This is a genomic window from Agrobacterium sp. CFBP 3001 (assembly GCF_027871605.1).
Lineage (GTDB): Bacteria > Pseudomonadota > Alphaproteobacteria > Rhizobiales > Rhizobiaceae > Agrobacterium > Agrobacterium leguminum.
Genome location: NZ_JAQAHD010000034.1, coordinates 15,162 through 33,811, shown reverse-complemented (window position 1 = coordinate 33,811; position 18,650 = coordinate 15,162). Strand labels below are relative to the sequence as shown.

Here is an 18,650-nt window from a genome sequence, read left to right as displayed (position 1 = left end):
GCAATAAGGTACCGATCTCGCTGATGAAATCAGGAGGCTCAACCAGCCCGCCTCCCTGAATGAAGCCGGAAAACTCTAGCCTCAGATGGTCCAGAAACCTGGGGCGGTTCAAGAAGCCGGAAAACTCTAGCCTCAGATGGTCCAGAAACCTGGGGCGGTTCAGCCCTGCCGGGACTCTAGTCGCCGCTGGATAAAAGTTCAGTGGCAGATCAGCATCGTTTCACAAATGGCGGGCTAAATTTGGTGGCATGGACACAATACTGATCTGCCGGCATTGGAGGGATACTTTCCACGAGCGACTGGATTCAAGCACAGGCTAGAGCATGACATCAGCAGCGGACCCCGGCCATCGCCGACGCTTTCACGCAAAGGGAATGGGCGCTGCCGGCAACGATTGACCGGATCTATTCGCCCGCTTGCGCCGCAGAGGGTCTGGGCTGGACATCCCGCTTCGGTTTCGGCGAGGTACTTGCACAATTGGACCGGCGCAGTCTGGAGGTCCCGCCTGTGGGCGCCAATATATGCAGGAAATCCGAATAACCGTCTGGCTTATGCCGCGATATCCTCACGAACGCCCAGAATGCGATCGATCAGGCCCCATTCTTGGGCTTCCTCCGCCGTCATGAAAAAATCGCGGTCCATGGCCGCTTCGAATTTTTCATAGCTGTGTTTGCAATGTTCGGAATAAAGCCGCGTCATACGGTGCTTGGTCTGCCGCATCTCTTCGGCATGGATCAGCATGTCCGACGCCTGCCCCTGGAAACCGCCCAGCGGTTGATGAATGTGGATGCTGGCATTGGGAAGGGCGCTCCGCTCGCCCGGTTCCCCCGCCATCAGCAGAAACGATCCCATGGAGCGGGCCGTTCCCATGCAGAGCGTATGAACCGGTGCGCGGATATAGTGCATGGTGTCATACATGGCGAGACCGCTGGTCACCACACCGCCCGGCGAATTGATATAGAGATGGATCGGCTTCTTCGGGTTTTCCGCCTCCAGAAACAGCAATTGCGCGCAGACCAGCGCCGAAACCGCATCGTTCACCTCGCCGTTGAGGAAGATGATCCTTTCCCGCAACAGCCGGGAATAGATATCGAAAGACCTTTCTCCCCTTGACGATTGTTCGACTACCATAGGGACGAGTTGCATCGCTTCGCGCATCGGCGAACTCCTGTCGTTGAAATGTCGGGGAAGGTTACGGATCAGGCGGCGAGCTTGATCGGCGAACCGTTGTGGTTTGCGGCGGCCTTTATCATCCGGCCGGTATTGACGGGCAGGTCATGAATGATGCGCAGGCTGGTGCCGCCATGGGCATTCGCCGCGATCCTGAAGGTGACGGTGCTTTCCAGAAATGGCGGATTATCCTCGCGCAGCCGGTAGCGAACCTCCTCACCGGGCTTGATATCGATCGCATCGGGCTCCGCCAAAGCCTCCTTCGGCAGCCAGTTTTCACGAAACGCCGGAATGCTGATGGCGCGCCAGACCTTTTGCGGCGGCTCGTCCAGATCATATTCAAGCTCGATGCCGTTTTTCGGCGCTTCCGGTGTCTGCCTGTTCATTGGTCCATATCCTTCAGCAGGAGTTTGAGAGCCTCAATGCGCTGCGGCCAGTAGGCGCGATATTTGCCGAGCCAGGCCGCAATGCGCGTCAGCCCGTCCGGATCCACCTCATAATTGACGAAACGGCCCTGCCGCTTCTCGACCACCAGCCCTGCCCCGCGCAACACGGAAAGATGCTGCGACATGGCCGGCTGGCTGATCTCGATCCCCTCACGCAGGGCGGAAGCGTTCATGGCGCCATCCGCCAGCCTTTCGAAAATGGCGCGGCGCGTCGGATCGGCCAGCGCCCGGAAAATATCTTTCTCTGTCATAGCAACACATAAGCACACACTTATGTGATTCACAAGCCCTTTCGGCGCGTGGAAGACGCGTCTTTTTCACGCTGATGGCACGAGGTGCCGTGAACGCTTTATCCCCTCGCGCGTTTTCATCCCGCCTGATACTCTTCGGGCCGGGAGCGATCAAAACAAGTGACTGCATTTACGGTCTTCATCATCATTCTTCTTATGGTCATTGGGCCGAGCCTGTTTGTCGTCATCGGCAAACAGCGGGAAAAGGCCATTCCCAAGCGCCCCTCCACCGCCCTGCCCCTTGCCGAAGACGCGACGACGCTGGACCGGCATTGGCAATCGATAAGAAACGGCTGGAACGAGAAAAATGCGCTCTGCCTGCTGCATTCCAACCTCGATGCCTTTGCGGTGCGCGTGGCGGCGGCGCGTGCCGCCGGGCGCAGCCTCGACCTGATGTATTACATGTGGAATGCCGACCTGACCGGACGGCTGATGATGCGTGAAGTCATCGCCGCCGCCGATCGCGGCGTGCGCGTGCGTCTGCTGCTCGACGATCTCGGCGTCTCCATCTCCGACCGTATCTTCCACGCCATCGACAGCCATCCGAATATAGAGTTGCGCCTGTTCAACCCCACCCGGGCGCGGGAAAACATTCTGCATCGAAGCATCGAGCTGGTACTGCGCTTCCGCAGCGTCAACCGGCGCATGCACAACAAGGCCTGGATTGCCGATGGCCGGGCCGTGATCGTCGGCGGGCGCAACATTGGCGACGCCTATTTCGACGCCGCCGAGCGGGCGAATTTCCACGATTTTGATATTCTCGGCTTCGGCAACATCGTCGCCGACGCCACGGAAATCTTCGACGATTACTGGAACAGCGCCGTTTCCGTGCCCGTGCGTTCGCTATTGGCGCGCAGACCGAGCAAACTCGCAAAGCTGCGGCGCGAACTCGATGCCCTGCCGAAAAGCGAAGCGGCAAAACCCTATCTGGAGCGGGTCGATAGCCAGTATGGCCGCGACCATTTCCTGATGTCGGACCGTCTGCACTGGGTCGAGGCGGCGGATATCCTCGCCGACCCGCCGGAAAAGGCGGCGGGCAAACGCCGCAAGGGTCATAACTTCCTGATGGAAAGCCTGCTGCCGCTGATGCAGGCGGCAAGCGACAGTCTGCACATTACCTCCCCCTATTTCATTCCCGGCAAACAGGGTGTGGGGATATTTCAACAGCTCGCAGAAAACGGCGTGTCGGTCGCCATCCTCACCAATTCGCTGGCCGCGACAGATGTGGCCGCCGTGCACGCCGGTTATGCCCGCTATCGAAAACCGCTTCTCTCCGGCGGGGTGCGCCTGCACGAGCTGCGCGCGCAGGCGGATCAGTCCAACTTCACCCTGCGCGGCTCGGGACAGGCGAGCCTGCACACCAAGGCCTTCACCCGCGATGGCAGGACCGGCTATATCGGTTCGCTCAATTTCGATCCGCGTTCCGCCTCGCTGAATACGGAAATGGGCGTCGTCTTCAACTCGGCGCCGCTGGTTGCCTGTATGGACGAGATATTTGCCGGCGAAATCCGCCGCACCATGAGCTTCGAGCTTGAAATCGACAAAGGCAGGCACATCGTCTGGATGACGGAAGAACAGGGGCGGACAAGGACATACCGGCGCGAACCCGACGCCGCCATCAGCCGCCGCATCGTTGCCGGTATCATGCGCTTCCTGCCGCTGGAATCGCAGCTTTAGCGGGAAAAGCCTGGGCTCAGGCCGCCGGCCTTACCCCCGCTTTCGCCAGCTGTATCTGAACCAGCGTATCGAGGTTCTGGTTGACCCGGCAATAAAACTCCTCGTCGATGAAGGGGCGCAGCATGAAATCATTGCCGCCCGCCTTCAAAAACCGCGCGGAAAGCAGCCGGTTGGTGGAGGAAGACACCCCGATGATGCGCAGCTCATGCGACCCGCGCATGGTGCGGATGCGCCGTGTCAGTTCGAAGCCGTCAATATCGGGCATGTTGTAATCGGTCACCACGAGGCCGATATCGGGATTGGCCTTCAGAATATCGAGCGCCTTCGCACCGCTGTCGGCCAGGCTGACGCGGAAATTATAACGCTTGAGACGGCTCGAAAGCAGCGCCCGCGCCGTCGGGCTGTCATCGACGATCAGCACGTGATGGCGATGGTTGGTGAGAAAGCGGCAGACGGATTCCGTCAGCATATCCACGGCGAAAATATTGTCCTTCAGAATATAATCGACCACATCCTTGGCGATCAGCGTTTCGCGCGTCGCCTCATGAAAAGTGCTGGTGAAAACGATGGTCGGGATCGAAAGATCGATCAGATATTCCAGCGCCTCGCCCTTTTCCGCCCCCGGCAGGTTGATGTTGGAAATCGCCAGCGTCACCGGTTCGGGAGAATGCTCGTAACAGGCCTGCAATTCCTCGAAATTGCGGCACACTTCCACGGTAACGCCCAGCAGTTCCTTCAGGCGCATGCTCACCATCTGGGTGAACACATTGGTATCTTCCGCCAGCAAGATGCGGCTGTTGGTAAAAGGCACGCCAGAATATTGCATGCCCGTAATGCCTAGAAAATTCATTCTGCCCCGATCCCCCATCGTATGTCAGGGAAAGATAGCAGGCTCATTTTTCAAAATCATTAATAACACTTTTGCCGGAAAAGCAGTTGAGCACATGCTTACCTAAACGGAAACACGGCCCGCGAGGGGCCGTATTCCGACTTTGGGAGGGATATTTGTCTCAGGCGCGCAGAAGCGCATTGTCCGTGTCGAACGGGCTTTCTTCCACCACTTCGGCATCATAGGACGTACCGAGAATGCGGATCTTGAGCTTGGTGCCCACGGCCGCATATTCCGGTTTGAGCATGGCGAGCGCGATGGATTTGCCGAGACGCCAGCCGAAACCGCCGCTCGTCACGCGGCCCGCAAGCGCGCCGCTTTCATCGACGATTGCCTCCGAACCGCGCGCATCGACATCCGTATTGCCTGACACGGTGAGCGTCGAGAACACCCACTTCACGCCGGCCTCCTTGTAAGCCACCAGCGCATCACGGCCGATGAAGCTTTTCTCCGGGCGCAGGAAGCGGTCGAGGCCCGATTCATAGGCGTTATATTCTACCGAAAGCTCGCGTCCCATGTTGCGGTAGGATTTTTCGAGCGACATCGACACCATGGCGCGGATACCGAAAGGCTTGATGCCAAATTCAGCGCCCGCTTCCATCAGCCGGTCGAAGATGTAGTTCTGCATCTCGATCGGGTGGTGCAGTTCCCAGCCAAGCTCGCCCACGAAGTTGACGCGCAGCGCATGCGCCGTTGCAACGCCGACGGAAATCTGCTTGCCGGTGAGCCAGGGGAAGTCCTTGTTCTCAAGGCTGGTGCGGGTCAACTTCTTAAGCAGATCACGCGACTTCGGACCGGCAAGAACCAGCACGCCGTATTTCTGGGTGATCGGCTGCAGCACAACCGAACCATCGGTCGGCGCAAGGCGGCGCAGCACGTCGTGGTCATGGGCTTCGAGACCACCGGCCGAAACCATGTAGAAGCGGCCCGGCGCCCATTCATAGACCGTGAATTCCGCCTTCACACCGCCGTTCGGCGTCAGAAGATGGGTGAGCGCGATACGGCCACGCTTCTTCGGCACCGCGTTGGCGAGAATGCTGTCCAGCCATGCCCGCGCACCGGGGCCGGAGACCTCCATCTTGGCGAAGGCCGACATATCGAGCACGCCGACATTCTGGTGGACATTCTTCACCTCGTTGCCGACATGTTCGAAATAGTTCGAGCGGCGGAACGACCATTTCTCAACGATACGGCCGTCATCCAGGGCCGGCGCATGGTTGTGGCTCGTGATGACATCGGCACCCACGCCGAGATCTTCCTCGCGCAGCGCATAACCTTCCGGCGCATACCAGTTGGCGCGCTCCCAGCCATAGACGGAGCCGAACACGCCGCCGAGCTTCTTTAGGCGGTCATAGACCGGCGTCGTCTTCAGCGGGCGGGCGGCGGAGCGCTCTTCGTCCGGGTAATGCATGGTGAAGACATTGGCATAGGCTTCCTCGTTCTTGGCGATGAGGTAACCTTCCGTTGCGTAAGGGCCGAAGCGGCGCGGATCGACACCCATCAGATCGAGCGTCGGCTCGCCATCAACGATCCATTCCGCCAGCTGCCAGCCAGCGCCACCAGCAGCGGTGATGCCGAAGGAATGGCCTTCGTTCAGCCAGAAATTCTTCAGGCCCGGTGCCGGGCCGACAATCGGGTTGCCGTCAGGCGTATAGGCGATAGCGCCGTTATAGACCTTTTTGATGCCCACTTCGCCGAAGGCCGGAACGCGCACCATGGCGGTTTCGATATGCGGCATCAGGCGGTCGAGTTCTTCCTGGAACAGCTCATATTCGCTGTCATCAGAGGGACCGTCAACATAACAGACCGGCGCGCCGACTTCATAAGGACCGAGGATCAGGCCGCCCGCTTCCTCGCGCATATACCAGGCGGAGTCGGATTCGCGCAGCACGCCCATTTCCGGCAGGCCCTGGCGGCGGCGCTCCTGAATGGCCGGGTGCGGCTCGGTGACGATATATTGATGCTCGACCGGAATGACCGGAATGTTGATGCCAACCATCTCGCCGGTCTTGCGGGCAAAGGAGCCCGTGCAGGAGATGATGTGCTCGGCGATGATCTCGCCCTTGTCGGTCGTCACCTTCCAGTGACCGTCTTCCAGCTGCTCGATGGCGGTGACGGTGGTGTTGCGATAGATGGTCGCCCCGCGGTCACGCGCGCCCTTGGCGAGCGCCTGCGTCAGATCGGCAGGCTGAATATAACCGTCATCAGGATGCTGGATGGCGCCGAGCAGGCCGTCCGTCTCGCAGAGCGGCCAGATTTCCTTCACCTGCTCCGGCGTCAGCATGTTGACGCGCACGCCGATGGTCTCGGCGATGCCGGCATAATACATATATTCGTCCCAGCGATCCTTCGTGCGGGCGAGACGGATATTCGAGACCTTGGAGAAGCCGACATTCATGCCGGTCTCTTCCTGAAGCTCCTCATAGAACTTCACCGAATATTTGTGAATCTGGCCAACCGAATAGCTCATGTTGAACAGCGGCAGAAGCCCGGCCGCATGCCAGGTGGAACCCGAAGTCAGCTCCTTGCGCTCGATGAGCACGCTGTCGCTCCAGCCCTTCTTGGCAAGATGATAAAGCGTCGAAACGCCAACGACGCCGCCACCGATCACCACCGCCCGTGCATGTGTCTTCATTTACAGAACCCCTGAAAAGCGCCGGCCTTGCCTTATTCCGCCGACATTGGATGGGAGGAATATGAAGCGCTTGCGGGTTGTTCAGCCGCCTGATTGCGACATGGCCATAGGGTGCTGCGACAGGGAAGAAAATGCGGAGCACGCCGGATGAATGCAGCACAGCTTTGCCGCTCGTTTCTTCTCCCCGTCGGGAGAAGGTGGCCCGAAGGGTCGGATGAAGGGGGCAAGCTGTCTAAATACGTCTACCCTAGCCCCCTCGTCCCGCTGCCCGGAACTCGACGTCCACAAGCAACAGCGATCTACGCTTTCGCGTCGGGTTTCTCCTTCGGCTCAGTCAGCTTCTCGCTCTTCGAGGCCTCTTTCTCTGCCGCTGCCGCCCCCGTATGGGCCACCACCGCCTTGTCGCCTTCCTCTGAAAGCAGCGCCGCCAGCATCTGCGGGTTGGCGTCGCCTTCCACGTGGATGTTGAGGTTGCGCTGCGGGAACGGGATGTCGATCCCCTCTTCCCGGAAGCGCTGGAGGATTGCGATACGGAGCGCGTTTTTCACGCCAAGACCGTTGGAGAGATCGGCAAGGTGGAAACGCAGTTCGAAATCCAGCGAAAAATCGCCAAAGCGCAGAAACTCCACATGCGGCTCGGGATTGCGCAGCACCGGCGGCTGGGCGCGCACCAGTTCCAGCAGAATATCCATCACCTTCTGCGGATCGGAATCGTAAGAGACGGAAACGGGAATTTCCGCGCGCATGATGCGGTTGCGGTGTGTCCAGTTGCCGACCGAGGAATTGATGAACTCCGAATTCGGCACGATGATCGACTGGCCGCGGAAGGTTTCGATCTCGGTGGCGCGCACGGAAAGCCGCTTGACGGTGCCTTCCGTCGTGCCTGTCACCACCCAGTCGCCCACCTTGAAGGGGCGTTCCACCAGCAGAATGAGGCCGGAGACGAAGTTGGAGACGATGTTCTGCAGGCCGAAACCGATACCGACCGAAAGGGCCGAAGCCACCAGCGCCAGGCTGGAGAGGTTGAGACCGGCCGAAGACACGCCGAAGATGGCAGCCACCGCGATACCGAGATAACCGATACCGGTCTTGACCGAGTTGCGCACCCCGGCATCCACCTGGCCGCGCGCCATGACGTTATTGTCCAGCCACTTCTGGAACCAGCGGGTGACGATGTAACCGATGGCGAAGACGAGAACGCCGCCGAAGAGGCCAATCAGCGAAATCGAAGCATTGCCGACGGTGATGCCAGTCAACAGGCGATAGGCCCAGCTTTCGATATCGCCCGGCTGGAAGCCCCAGGAAAACAGGATGAGCGGCACGCCGAAGGCAAGCGCGACGGCATAAATGCCAAGCCCCGCGGCAAGGCCGGCCTGATCGAGCGCCACCACGCCGAGACCGAAACGCCGCGCGAGATAACGGCCGGCAAGCGATTCCGCAAAGGCGCCCTGTCGCGAAATCGCCTTGCCCGAGAGAATGCCGATATACATCGTCGCCAGCACGGCGCCAGTGGCGACGATCTGGGTGGCGAGGAAGCGCGCAAGCCCGACATAACCCGTCAGGCAGGCGCCGATGAGAATGAGGCCGCCCACCCGCAGCAGGATGACCAGCCAGCGCGGCAGGCGCTGGTTGCCGGTGTCATAATCCTGCCCCTCGCTGATCACCGGCCGAAGGAACGATACGGTCAGCAGGATAAGGCCGATGATGATCGAGGCGAGGAAACTCTTGGCAACCGTGACGATCAACGGCGAATAAAGCGTCTCGCTGATCGTGCCGAGCAGGTAATCGAGCCCGTTGACGAGCGCCATTAAAAGCACGGCCGAGGACAGGGTGTGCGCGCCCTTGTTGGACACCTTCAGAAGACGCCATTCCGGCTGCGTCGGCGCAAAGATCGCGTAGCTCAGCCGCGAGACGAAATAAACGAAACCGGTGATCGCCATCGCCCCGAACAGGATCGGCGCGATATCTGACCGCAGCACGTTGAAATTATCGAGGAAGAAGGCGGAGGTGACGAGAAACAGGAACAGCGACAGCGACTGCACCATGGTCGACCAGAAGGCCACCGAAAGCCGTCTCAGATAGGAAGGCTCGCCCGTAAAGGCCCGCCGGTCCATGCGGCTGCCGAAAAACCGGTAACCGCCCACGAGAAACAGCAGGGCGGCCATGATCGACAGCGTCACCGCCCCGAACATCGGCAGGCGCTTGTAATTCCAGACGAAGCTCGCCCAGCTGCTGAAAGCGTTGTTGAGGTTGGTCAATTCGGTCAGAAAGGCGGAGGAGGCATCGCCCAGCGTCTGCGCCGAAACTTCGGTGCGCTTGAACAGGGTGGCGGCGAAAAGCGCACGGCGAACGGCGGTGATGTTATTGGAAATCTGCGCGGCATTGGTGGCCGTGCTCTCCACCTCGCCGGCAATCGCATTCACCTCGGCCCGTTCCGCCGTCAGCCGGTTTCGCTCCTCCGTCACCATGCTGGCTTCCGGCGGCTGGTCGTCCGCGGGCGCCGCACCCAGCGCATCCAGCCGGGTCTTGATCTGGTCGAGACGGGTGCGCAGCTTGGTGTTGGCGGCGGCGGCATCGGCGGCAATGGTGTCGGCGCGGCCCTTCAGGTCCACAAGCTGCGCATCGTCGCTGCCGCCCGCTTCCACCTGTTTGGCGATCGCCGCTACATCGGCCTTCCATTTCTCCAGCTCCGCCCTCGCCTGTTCGACGGTCGAGGCCTGGATAGCCACCGGGGCGGGCGATGTTGTTTCCCCCTGCGCCGCCGCCGGCATTGCCGACAAAAGACCGCCGGACAGAAAAAGCACCATGGCCATTATCACCGCCATGGCGCCCCTTTGCCGTCGATCCCGCACCAGGCCGTCGAACATCCTTCTGCCGTACATCAATCCGCCGAACATCAACCGCACATCCATGCCTTTCGTCTCTTTGCGCCGCATCAGGCTTTTTAGCGCCTGCCGCGCGGAAAACCACCCGCATAAAGCGAGGTTTTCAGGAGTTTGCCTTGCTTTTCACCACAAGAATCATCACCTTTGATGATGCAGCAACATGGGAGGAAATCATGGAATCTGCTGGCATTGGCTGGATCGCAGCCATCATCATCGGTGGTGTCGCCGGGTGGCTCGCCGAACAATTCATGAAAAGCAATATGGGTGTTTTCATGAACATCCTTCTTGGAATCGTCGGCGCGATCGTCGCCAACGCCATCCTTTCGGTATTTGGAATCGTTCTGCAAGGTTGGCTCGGTTATCTCATCGCCGGCTTCATCGGCGCCTGCATCCTCATCCTTATCGGCCGGGCTTTCAGGCGCGGATGAATAAAAGGAAAAATCCGTAAAACCCCGGATTTCCAGACTTTTCCAGCGCGATTGAAATTTTTTCGTCACAAAAATCGAAGAAATTTCATTTCCGCGCTGGACAAGCCCAAACTTCCCCTTTATACGCCCCCTCACACCGCCACACGGTGCCGGTCGGGTGATTAGCTCAGTTGGTAGAGCAGCTGACTCTTAATCAGCGGGTCGTAGGTTCGAGCCCTACATCACCCACCAAATTCTTCTTGAAATGACAAGACGTTGCGATGCTAAATTAAAGCATCGCATGATCGCTTGTGCCTGTGCGGCCCCTCACTTTCGCATTGCCATCCTCTGCCGCCGGCAACGATATCCTCAAGAGACAGGAATCTCGTTGCGGCACCGCCCGTTTCCCCAAAGCTGTCTCAATCGTCCTTATGATCGGGACCATGAGATTGCTCATCAACATATTGCTTTTCATTCTCGGCGCGGTCGGGAGCGGGATATGTGCGTTTTTATTGTCGGCAGCGCTCGCCGATTCCGGATTTCTCGGCTCCTGTTTTGAAGGAAATTGCGCTTATGCGGCGCTTTTCATGGTGCTTCCCGTCACATGGTTCGTGCTTTTTGCGCTTTATGTGATGGCGCTGCTGATCTGGCGGCGAAAGCCTTTCCGGAACGGAAGGCTCTGAAAACTTAGATGGCGACGTCATCGCCGCCGCGCACGCGTTGACAGCGATCAAGACTTGCCGCTAACGTCCGCCTGCTGGGGGATTCGCTGCCAGTGATATGCGGGCCTCATGAGCAACCCGATATCACCGGCCTCTGAATGTGCATGTTCCGATTTGCGTCTCGCGTATGTGGACATGACGGAAAACAGGGAGACCAAAGGATGCGGGCCGCAATCAATTCCCCGTCGCTTTCGATCGACACCATGGACTATCAGGCCGAGTGCCAGTTCGCACTGGAACCTTCCATTCACGGGCTGATCGAAAAAGCCGAACATGCCGGCTGGAACCGCCAGCAAGCCGCCCTTGCCATCGTCGCGCTCGCCAGCGAGCATCTCACCGATCTATTGTCCGCCGGCGGCGCTCCCGCGCCGGATCAACGTCCCCTCTCCTGATACCCTCCTCAAGCCGGCGGATCAGCGCCGGCGTCGTCGAACCATCATCGTAAAAATCAACACAGCAGGTCCGGAGTGTCCCTGTAGACACTGCCGGAACAGGTTCGTGCTGTGAAGGCCGACGTCTGGGCAAAGTCGATCCCGCACGGCACCCGGACGCAGCCTTCGCGCCGCGTTCATCGCGCCGGGCGCCAAACCGCCTGCCGGCAACCCTGCCATAGTGTTGACACAAGCCGCCAATAATGAGAACATAAAGTGAACATTATGGAGGTCAGCGATGAACACAGCAGACGCAGCCATAGAAAATGCCCTTTCCGTTGTCGCCCGCTCCCGCGATATGCGCGAACGCGCGCTCGAGCGGCGGCGCGAGCTGCAGCGGCGAACGGAAGTCATCATCACCCGGCCGCTTTACGTGCTCAAAAAGAACGAAGGGCCAAAACAGCTATCGCTGAAACTCGATAGCTAGTCGCCGATGCAAGGAACCGACAAGCATGTGAAAGCGGAGGCTGCCCCACTTTCCTCCCGAAAGCAAAATCCCGTGCGGATCAACTCACGCACGGGATTTTTAGAATGAAGAGGTTGTTGTGCGTGTTTATTGCATGCGTTGCATTGCGGCTTCTGGTTCACCGGTCGTCGCAACCGCTGGCGGAAGGCGGTCGGTCTTTTTCAGGATGACGACTGGCTTTTCCACCGGATCTGTCGGCGGAACGATGCTTGCGGTTTTGAATTCACGGTCTACGGCAGGAACGGAAGCGTTGATCTGTTGATGACCTGCGCATTCCGCAAGCGCTGCACTGGCGGAAAAACCAAAGACAGCGGCGATAATGAGAACTGATTTCATGTCATTCTCCCTTCGCTCTGGTGGCGATCTCCAGTCTAGGTGGAGACGGGCCGGATTGAAAATCACACTTTAGAGACATCTAAAGCTCATGATCATTTCGGCAGTCGTCGTCATCGATGTGCGTGGCAGACAACAGGCAAATGCCGTCGCCCTTATTTCTTCCGCACATCCAGCGGATTTCGGCAAAGCGGTCTGCGAAATATCATCGCCACATAACTTCCCTTAAGAGAAATGATGCTTGGCGTGTAAGTCGAAACCTTCGCCGTGTTGGCGGCCTTTATCGTTCTCCCCTCAGAGGAATTCTGCTGCATGGCACGCCTCCTTCCATGAGCGATAACGAAAATGCGCCGGTCTTGTTCCGCATTGCCCTCTCTTTGCTCCGAGAGAGGTCAAGGCGCTGCCGGTTGTTTCTTCTCCCCGCCGGGGAGAAGGTGGCCCGAAGGGTCGGATGAGGGGGCTAGCGCAGAGATATGCGGAGAGCTTGCCCCCTCATCCCGCTGCCGCGGACTTCTCCCCGGTGGGGAGAAGAAACAAGTGGCGCCCTCCCCGTGACATTGACTGCCTCAACGCCCGCGCTTGAAAATTCCGCTCAAAACCTCTATATGCCTCAGCGCGAGGACGACCTCGGCCACAGTGGCAACAGCATGCGGGACGGCCCGGTCACATACCGGAGAATGAAATGCGTTCCCTGCAAGATCGTATCCGCCACGCCCTCAGTTTCGAAATCATCGGCCTTCTTCTCGTCATTCCCTTGGGCGCGCTGCTGTTTGGCATACCTATGGAAGATATCGGCATTGTCGGCCTCGTCAGCGCCACGCTGGCGACGGTCTGGAACTATGTCTACAATCTCGGTTTCGACCACGCCATGCAGCGGCTGAAAGGCACGACGCTGAAGACGCCCGCCCTCCGGGTCGCCCATGCCGTGCTGTTCGAACTCGGTCTGCTGATCGTGCTGATGCCCTTCATCGCCTGGTATCTGAATATCAGCCTTGCCCACGCGCTGGTGATGGATATCTCGTTTGCGCTGTTTTACGTGGTCTATGCTTTTGTCTTCAACTGGAGCTACGACCGGGTTTTCCCGCTGCCGGAATGGAAGTCGCAGCAGGACGCCGCCTGACCGGCACGGAAAGGAACAACGCCTCAGAGCAGCGACGCCTTGAAGAAGCTGACCACCTCGGCGTTGAAGCTGCGGTGAAACCCCGCCCGGTCGAAACCCGCCGCATCGCTGCAAATCTGGGGCACGGCCTTTTCCATCTCGGCGGGGCAAGGGGCGATAAAGGAAAAGTGCCCCGCCCCTTTTACCATCCGATAGTCCGGTTTCACCGACAGATCGTCGCGCAGCGTTGCAACATCCTGGGGCGCGACACCATCGCCGCCGCGTTCCGAACTCCAGAGTTGGACGGGGATCGTGATATTCTTCAGGTCGCCCGCGCCGGGAAAGGCATTCAACGGGTCGGCGGCAACCACAGCCTTCACACGCGCATCCTGACCGCCATGCTGCGGCAATGTCGTCTTCTGCCGCATCTGCGTGCAAATCGGCGCCTGAGGGTCGGGACAGGGCAGCCCGGCATTGGCAAAATCAGGCGTACCGCCGGCAAGCACCAGCGCGGTATAACCGCCGCGCGAAAATCCGAAGACGCCGATCCGCCCGGCATCGATGGAACCGGCGTCACTAAAACCTTCAAGCAGATGATCCAGCAACCGGGCAATATCCGCCGGACGGCCCGTCAGCGCGGAAAGCTCTCCGGCCTTCTTCATTTCAAGCGCATTGTCTCCGGGGTGATTGATAGCCGCAACAATGAAGCCGGCATCCGCCAGCGCCGCCGCCGTGTCCCGATGGCTGAAATAGGTGCCGCCAAAGCCATGGGAGATGACGACGAGCGGATACTTCCCTTCAGGAACAGGGCAATCGCGCACGGCGGGCAAAAGGAAGGGACCGATCCTGACCTCTTCCGGCGCGGCCGCGCAGGGCGACCATACCGCAGCCTTCATGGCAGCTTTGCCGTTCGCGGCTGGAACGTCGATCAGCCGGAGACCGACCGCCATGGCGGCGCCCGTTCCAGACAGGGCGGAAAACATAAGGCAAAGCAGCAGCAGAAATCGCATCACCAACTCACGGATCGGGCTCACGGATCGGGACCATTATGCACAGGCCGATCGGTGACCGGCGCTACGCGAACATAAAGCGGTTTCCTGTGGCGGCAATAACGCCGAACGCTTAAAGCGATTTCAGCGTCCAGGCCACGATATCGCGCGTGGCGGCGGCAAAGGCCTGATCCAGCGCTTTTACGAAATTGGCGTTGCCGGAACCGCTGACGCGGGCGCTGGCGCGGAACACCTCCTGCGCCTTCACCGTGCCGTTGCGGTCGTTCAGCAGCTTCACCGATATTTCGATATTGGCGATATTCCTCGCCGTATCGATTTCGAAGGCGCGAATATCGGTCACGACCTGATAGTCGATTGCCAGCCCCTGCCCCGGCCGGCCGACGCCGCCGAGCTTGCCGGTATCCTCGAAGGCTTCCACCAGCTTGGACTGTACCATGCGCGGCAGGCGGTCGCTCCATTGCGAGTTGCCGAGATATTGCACCTCCGAGCCGGAAAGGCGCACCACGATGTTTTCGCTGTCGAGCGCCTTCAGGGCGGTCGGATCGGCAATCAGCAATTGCCGGCTTTTCAGCGAAGGCCCCTGGGTAACCGCCGCCGAAGAGACGGAAAGATCGAAAGTATCGTTCTTCGGCGCACCCGCGCAGCCGGCCATCAAGGCGGCAAGCAGCGGAGCCAGAATGAGGGCGCGTCGCTGACGGCCGTTCATCGATCGTGTCATTGGCCCATACCCCTCTTAGCGCCTTGTTCTGCCATCATATTGTTTCACGGTTTCGCCGCCGAAAATCAACCGCTGCGGATCGCGGTCGATATTGGTGATGGCATTGTTGAGATTGTCGACCGTAACCCGCGTGCTGCCGATCAGCGCCTGGAAATCCTTCAGGCCCGAGCTGGAGAACCGCGTCAGATTGTCGGCAATCGGCCCGATACGGGCATTGAGATTGTCCGCCACCGCCTTGAAGGAGGTCAGCGTTTCGCGCGCCTTGGCAAACAGCGAATTGGCGTCATCGGTGCCGAGCATGCCGTCCACCTTGGCGAGAATGCCGTCGACGCGGCTGGAGGCGAGGTTCAGCTTGCGGCCCATTTCGGTAAAGTCGGAAACCGCCTGGTCGATATCGGCACGGCGGGCACCGACATCGTCAGCAATCCGTTTGAAGTTCGCCACGGCATCGCGCGCATCGGCGGTCGCAGAGGAAACGTCATCGACCACGGTGCCCACCTTGGCGGGATCAACGGAGGCGAGAAGCTCATCCGCGCGCTTCACCACGGTCTGCACTTCCGTGCTCGCCGCCTCGAAGTTTTTCGCCGTGCTCTGTACCGTCTCCATGATGCCCTGAATATCACTGGAGGCGGAAGCGACATCCTTCGTCACCTTGTCGACATTCGACAGGATGGAATCGATCTTGCCGGCATCCACCGCCTTCACCAGATCCTCGATGGCCGTCAGCGTGCCGTCGAGACGCACCGAGACCGACTGTACCGTTGTGGAAAGCGAGCTAAGGCTGGCGATGAAATTCTTGATGCCATCGGAATTGGCCGCCAGCGCATCGGAGAATTTCTCGGCATTGCGCACCGTCTGCGTCAGCGGGCCGCGCGCATCCTGCACGAAACCCTGCAATTCGCCGATGGCGCCATCGGCGCGTTTCAGGATCTTGTCGGCGGTGGCGAGCAGGTTGGTAACGCTCGAAAGATCGGCCGTCAGCTCGGCCGGAACGCCGCTTTCGACAGCTTTCTGCAGAATGCGCTCGCCATCCTTATTACCGCCGGAAAGCTCGATATAGGCAGCACCCGTCAGGCCCTGAATTTCAAGCACGGCGCGTGTCGACGGGAAAACCGGGGCATCGGCCTGCACTTCGGTAAAGGCGATGGAATAGGCCGGGTCGTCGCGGTCGATCGCAAGCCCGCGCACGGTGCCGACCGGAATACCGTTGAAGCGCACGGAAGACCCGACGGAAAGACCGTTTGCGGAGCCGGGAATGCGCACGACAAGCTGCGCCGTCGGGCCGCCACGACCGAATTCCGCCATCCAGTAAACGAAGCCGAATGCGGCGGCGATCACGATCAGCGTGAAAATTCCGACTATGGTGTAGTTCGCCTTGGTTTCCATGCTTCTTGTTACTCCACCGGATTTTCGTGTCTGCCGTCCGGAAGAACGACAGAGCGGGCCCGTTTGCCGCGGAAATAGGACTGCACCCACGGGTCGTCGCAGGCAAACATGTCCTGCAATGTCCCTTCCACCAGCACTTTCTTCTGTCCCAGCACCGCAATGCGGTCACAGACGGAGAACAGGCTGTCGAGGTCGTGCGTCACCATATAGACGGTCAGGCCGAGCGAATCGCGCAAGCGCGCAATCAGCATATCAAATTCCGCCGCCCCGATGGGATCGAGGCCGGACGTCGGCTCATCGAGGAAGACGAGGTCGGGATCGAGCGACAGCGCCCGGGCAAGGGCCGCACGTTTGATCATGCCGCCGGAAAGCTCGGAAGGGTACTTGTCGCCCGCATCGGGCTTCAGCCCCACCATCTCGATCTTGAGGTAGGCAAGCTCGTCCATCAGCTTCTTCGGCAGGTCGAGATATTCCCGCATTGGCAGCTGGATGTTTTCCTTCACCGTCAGGCCGGAAAACAGTGCGCCCTGCTGGAACAGCACGCCAAGCCGCTGGTCGAGCATCATGCGGTCGTCTTCGCTCGCCTTGTCGTAATCGGTGCCGAGAATGCGGATAGCACCCGCCTGCCGTGGCAGCAGCCGCAAGATCGCGCGCATCAACACGGATTTGCCAGCGCCGGAGGGGCCGATGAAGCCCAGAATTTCACCGCGATAGACATCGAGGTCGAGATTTTCGAGCACGTTGCGGCCGTTAAAACCGACAGTCACGCCCTCGACGGAAAGCACCACCTCGCGTCCGTCTTTCCCGGTTCTTGTCTCATGCGGTTTCTGGTCCAGTTTCTCCAACGCGCCCTCCCTAAAAATCGATGGCTGCGTAGAAGATGGCGAAAAGACCATCCACCAGAATGACGACGAAGATCGACTTCACCACCGAGGAGGTGACGTGCTGGCCGAGCGATTCGGCCGAACCGCCCACCTTCATGCCTTCAACGGCCGCGACGATGCCAATGATGAGCGCCATGAACGGCGCCTTGATCATGCCGGCGGCAATGGTCGATTCCTCCACGGCACCATGCAGGCGTGACAGGAACACCTCGAAGGTTATGCCGGAATAGGCAAAGGCCACGATGGCCGCACCGAAAAGCGCTGCGAAATTGGCGAGAATGGTCAAAAGCGGCAGCGCGATGGTGAGCGCCACCAGCCGCGGAAACACCAGCACGCCCACGGGGTTGAGGCCAATCACCTTCAGCGCGTCGATTTCCTCGCGCATCTTCATGGAGCCGATTTCGGCGGTGATGGCGCTGCCGGAGCGGCCGGCGATCATGATCGCGGTCAGAAGCACGCCGATTTCACGCAATTGCAGAATGCCGACGAGATCGACAACGAAGACTTCCGCACCGAAATAACGCAGCTGGAACGCGCCCTGCTGGGCGATGATCGCACCAATCAGGAACGACATCAGCATGATGATCGGCACGGCGCGCACGCCCATATGGTCTATCTGGTTGACGATCGCCGCCGGCGAGACGCCGCGCCCACGCCCGAGCTTCATCTGCGCGCCGCGCACGGCCGAGCCGAGAATATACATGCCCGCCAGGAAATCCGCGCCGTTCTGAATGACGGCCTTGCCGATGGGCGCAAAAATACGCTCGGCGAGCCCCACCTTCTTGGGCGCCTCGCCCTCCATCTCCACCTTTTCGGGCAACTGGCCGATGACCTCTTCGATACGGTCATTGCCCGTCACGGTGACGGTGGCGCCATTCGCCTCGAGGTCCTTGCGCAGGCGCTGGATGATCCATGCACCCGTCGTATCGATGGCCTCGACGGAAGAAAGATCGATTTCCACCGGGCCGGCGGATTTGCTCTTTTCGAGCTTTTCAAGACTGGGGAAAACACCGGCGAGATTGCTGTTGCGCCAGGAACCGCTCATGACAAAACGCAAGCCGCCGCCGGAGACGCTGTCGTCTTCGGTGATTGCGGCCGGGTTCGCCTGTTGCCGTGTGTCCTGTTCTTGCATAATGCTCCGAGCGAGTGCAGCCGTCACGAGATTCTTAAAGGTTTCATAACGTTTTGGCCTCCGGCAAGCC

Annotated in this window: 20 protein-coding genes and 1 tRNA gene; 8 read left to right on the top strand and 13 right to left on the bottom strand. The window is 59.7% G+C overall.

Translation table 11 applies throughout. From position 1 onward, the window contains the following. Positions 1–549: 549 nt before the first annotated feature. From PH605_RS24130 to PH605_RS24120, 3 genes are read right to left on the bottom strand one after another with little or no spacing between them, the layout of a single operon-like run. Positions 550–1,158 carry an ATP-dependent Clp protease proteolytic subunit gene (locus PH605_RS24130; protein WP_104679403.1) on the bottom strand — a complete coding sequence of 203 codons (609 nt, stop codon included), beginning with the start codon at positions 1,156–1,158 and terminating at the stop codon, positions 550–552. A gap of 41 nt (positions 1,159–1,199) precedes the next feature. Beyond that, positions 1,200–1,556 carry an SRPBCC family protein gene (locus tag PH605_RS24125; RefSeq protein WP_003524775.1) on the bottom strand — a complete coding sequence of 119 codons (357 nt, stop codon included), beginning with the start codon at positions 1,554–1,556 and terminating at the stop codon, positions 1,200–1,202. Continuing rightward, positions 1,553–1,867 (bottom strand): ArsR/SmtB family transcription factor, encoded by a 315-nt coding sequence (locus PH605_RS24120; RefSeq protein ID WP_142846538.1) that lies wholly within the window; start codon positions 1,865–1,867, stop codon positions 1,553–1,555. The genes PH605_RS24125 and PH605_RS24120 overlap by 4 nt, the downstream gene beginning before the upstream one ends. Positions 1,868–2,026: 159 nt before the next feature. On the opposite strand from PH605_RS24120, the gene PH605_RS24115 reads away from it, so the two are divergent. Then, the gene (locus PH605_RS24115) at positions 2,027–3,583 is read left to right on the top strand and encodes a phospholipase D family protein (RefSeq protein WP_065654978.1); all 1,557 of its coding nucleotides are present in this window, start codon (positions 2,027–2,029) and stop codon (positions 3,581–3,583) included. Positions 3,584–3,599: 16 nt separating this feature from the next. Here the strand turns inward: PH605_RS24115 and PH605_RS24110 are convergent, their stop codons facing one another. From PH605_RS24110 to PH605_RS24100, 3 genes are all read right to left on the bottom strand, one after another. Continuing rightward, a complete protein-coding gene (locus tag PH605_RS24110) occupies positions 3,600–4,433 on the bottom strand; it encodes a response regulator (protein ID WP_065655037.1) in 834 nt (277 codons plus the stop codon). A gap of 160 nt (positions 4,434–4,593) precedes the next feature. Then, the gene (locus PH605_RS24105; RefSeq protein ID WP_142846537.1) at positions 4,594–7,107 is read right to left on the bottom strand and encodes a GcvT family protein; all 2,514 of its coding nucleotides are present in this window, start codon (positions 7,105–7,107) and stop codon (positions 4,594–4,596) included. Between the two features lie 299 nt (positions 7,108–7,406). Continuing rightward, positions 7,407–10,019, bottom strand: a complete 2,613-nt coding sequence (locus PH605_RS24100; RefSeq protein ID WP_237680973.1) for a mechanosensitive ion channel family protein — start codon at positions 10,017–10,019, stop codon at positions 7,407–7,409. On the opposite strand from PH605_RS24100, the gene PH605_RS24095 reads away from it, so the two are divergent. The 6 genes from PH605_RS24095 to PH605_RS24070 all read left to right on the top strand — a co-directional run bounded on the left by PH605_RS24095 (position 9,913) and on the right by PH605_RS24070 (position 11,979). Then, complete coding sequence (locus tag PH605_RS24095; protein WP_237680974.1) at positions 9,913–10,140, top strand: hypothetical protein; 228 nt, start codon at positions 9,913–9,915, stop codon at positions 10,138–10,140. The two genes, PH605_RS24100 and PH605_RS24095, sit on opposite strands and share 107 nt — an antisense overlap. A gap of 25 nt (positions 10,141–10,165) precedes the next feature. Next, positions 10,166–10,420: a GlsB/YeaQ/YmgE family stress response membrane protein gene (locus PH605_RS24090; protein ID WP_065655036.1), complete on the top strand. Its 255-nt coding sequence runs from the start codon at positions 10,166–10,168 to the stop codon at positions 10,418–10,420. A 155-nt stretch (positions 10,421–10,575) separates the two neighbouring features. Beyond that, positions 10,576–10,651 (top strand) — tRNA-Lys (locus PH605_RS24085). 179 nt (positions 10,652–10,830) lie between these two features. Next, positions 10,831–11,082, top strand: coding sequence for a hypothetical protein (locus PH605_RS24080; protein WP_020810465.1), 252 nt, complete (start codon positions 10,831–10,833; stop codon positions 11,080–11,082). 200 nt (positions 11,083–11,282) lie between these two features. Next, positions 11,283–11,513, top strand: a complete 231-nt coding sequence (locus PH605_RS24075) for a hypothetical protein (protein ID WP_020810466.1) — start codon at positions 11,283–11,285, stop codon at positions 11,511–11,513. Positions 11,514–11,790: 277 nt separating this feature from the next. Then, on the top strand, positions 11,791–11,979 hold the full coding sequence (locus PH605_RS24070) for a hypothetical protein (protein WP_003524758.1): 189 nt from the start codon (positions 11,791–11,793) through the stop codon (positions 11,977–11,979). A 126-nt stretch (positions 11,980–12,105) separates the two neighbouring features. On the opposite strand, the gene PH605_RS24065 is transcribed toward PH605_RS24070, so the two are convergent. Beyond that, positions 12,106–12,354, bottom strand: coding sequence for a hypothetical protein (locus tag PH605_RS24065; RefSeq protein WP_078053044.1), 249 nt, complete (start codon positions 12,352–12,354; stop codon positions 12,106–12,108). Positions 12,355–12,506: 152 nt separating this feature from the next. Next, the gene (locus tag PH605_RS24060; RefSeq protein ID WP_162856884.1) at positions 12,507–12,665 is read right to left on the bottom strand and encodes a hypothetical protein; all 159 of its coding nucleotides are present in this window, start codon (positions 12,663–12,665) and stop codon (positions 12,507–12,509) included. Between the two features lie 368 nt (positions 12,666–13,033). Here PH605_RS24060 and PH605_RS24055 point away from each other — a divergent pair, with 368 nt between their 5' ends. Then, entirely contained in the window at positions 13,034–13,471 is a 438-nt protein-coding gene (locus PH605_RS24055; protein ID WP_142846535.1) for a PACE efflux transporter, read from the top strand. A 23-nt stretch (positions 13,472–13,494) separates the two neighbouring features. Here PH605_RS24055 and PH605_RS24050 read toward each other — a convergent pair whose 3' ends face one another. The 5 genes from PH605_RS24050 to PH605_RS24030 form a co-directional block, all read right to left on the bottom strand. After that, a complete protein-coding gene (locus PH605_RS24050; RefSeq protein ID WP_142846534.1) occupies positions 13,495–14,460 on the bottom strand; it encodes an alpha/beta hydrolase family protein in 966 nt (321 codons plus the stop codon). A gap of 112 nt (positions 14,461–14,572) precedes the next feature. Continuing rightward, positions 14,573–15,178, bottom strand: a complete 606-nt coding sequence (locus PH605_RS24045) for an ABC-type transport auxiliary lipoprotein family protein (protein WP_080856410.1) — start codon at positions 15,176–15,178, stop codon at positions 14,573–14,575. Positions 15,179–15,193: 15 nt separating this feature from the next. Beyond that, positions 15,194–16,564, bottom strand: coding sequence for an MlaD family protein (locus tag PH605_RS24040; RefSeq protein WP_142846533.1), 1,371 nt, complete (start codon positions 16,562–16,564; stop codon positions 15,194–15,196). 8 nt (positions 16,565–16,572) lie between these two features. Beyond that, on the bottom strand, positions 16,573–17,409 hold the full coding sequence (locus PH605_RS24035; RefSeq protein WP_065656139.1) for an ABC transporter ATP-binding protein: 837 nt from the start codon (positions 17,407–17,409) through the stop codon (positions 16,573–16,575). A 10-nt stretch (positions 17,410–17,419) separates the two neighbouring features. Further along, a complete protein-coding gene (locus tag PH605_RS24030; protein ID WP_080856411.1) occupies positions 17,420–18,580 on the bottom strand; it encodes an ABC transporter permease in 1,161 nt (386 codons plus the stop codon). Positions 18,581–18,650: the final 70 nt, after the last annotated feature.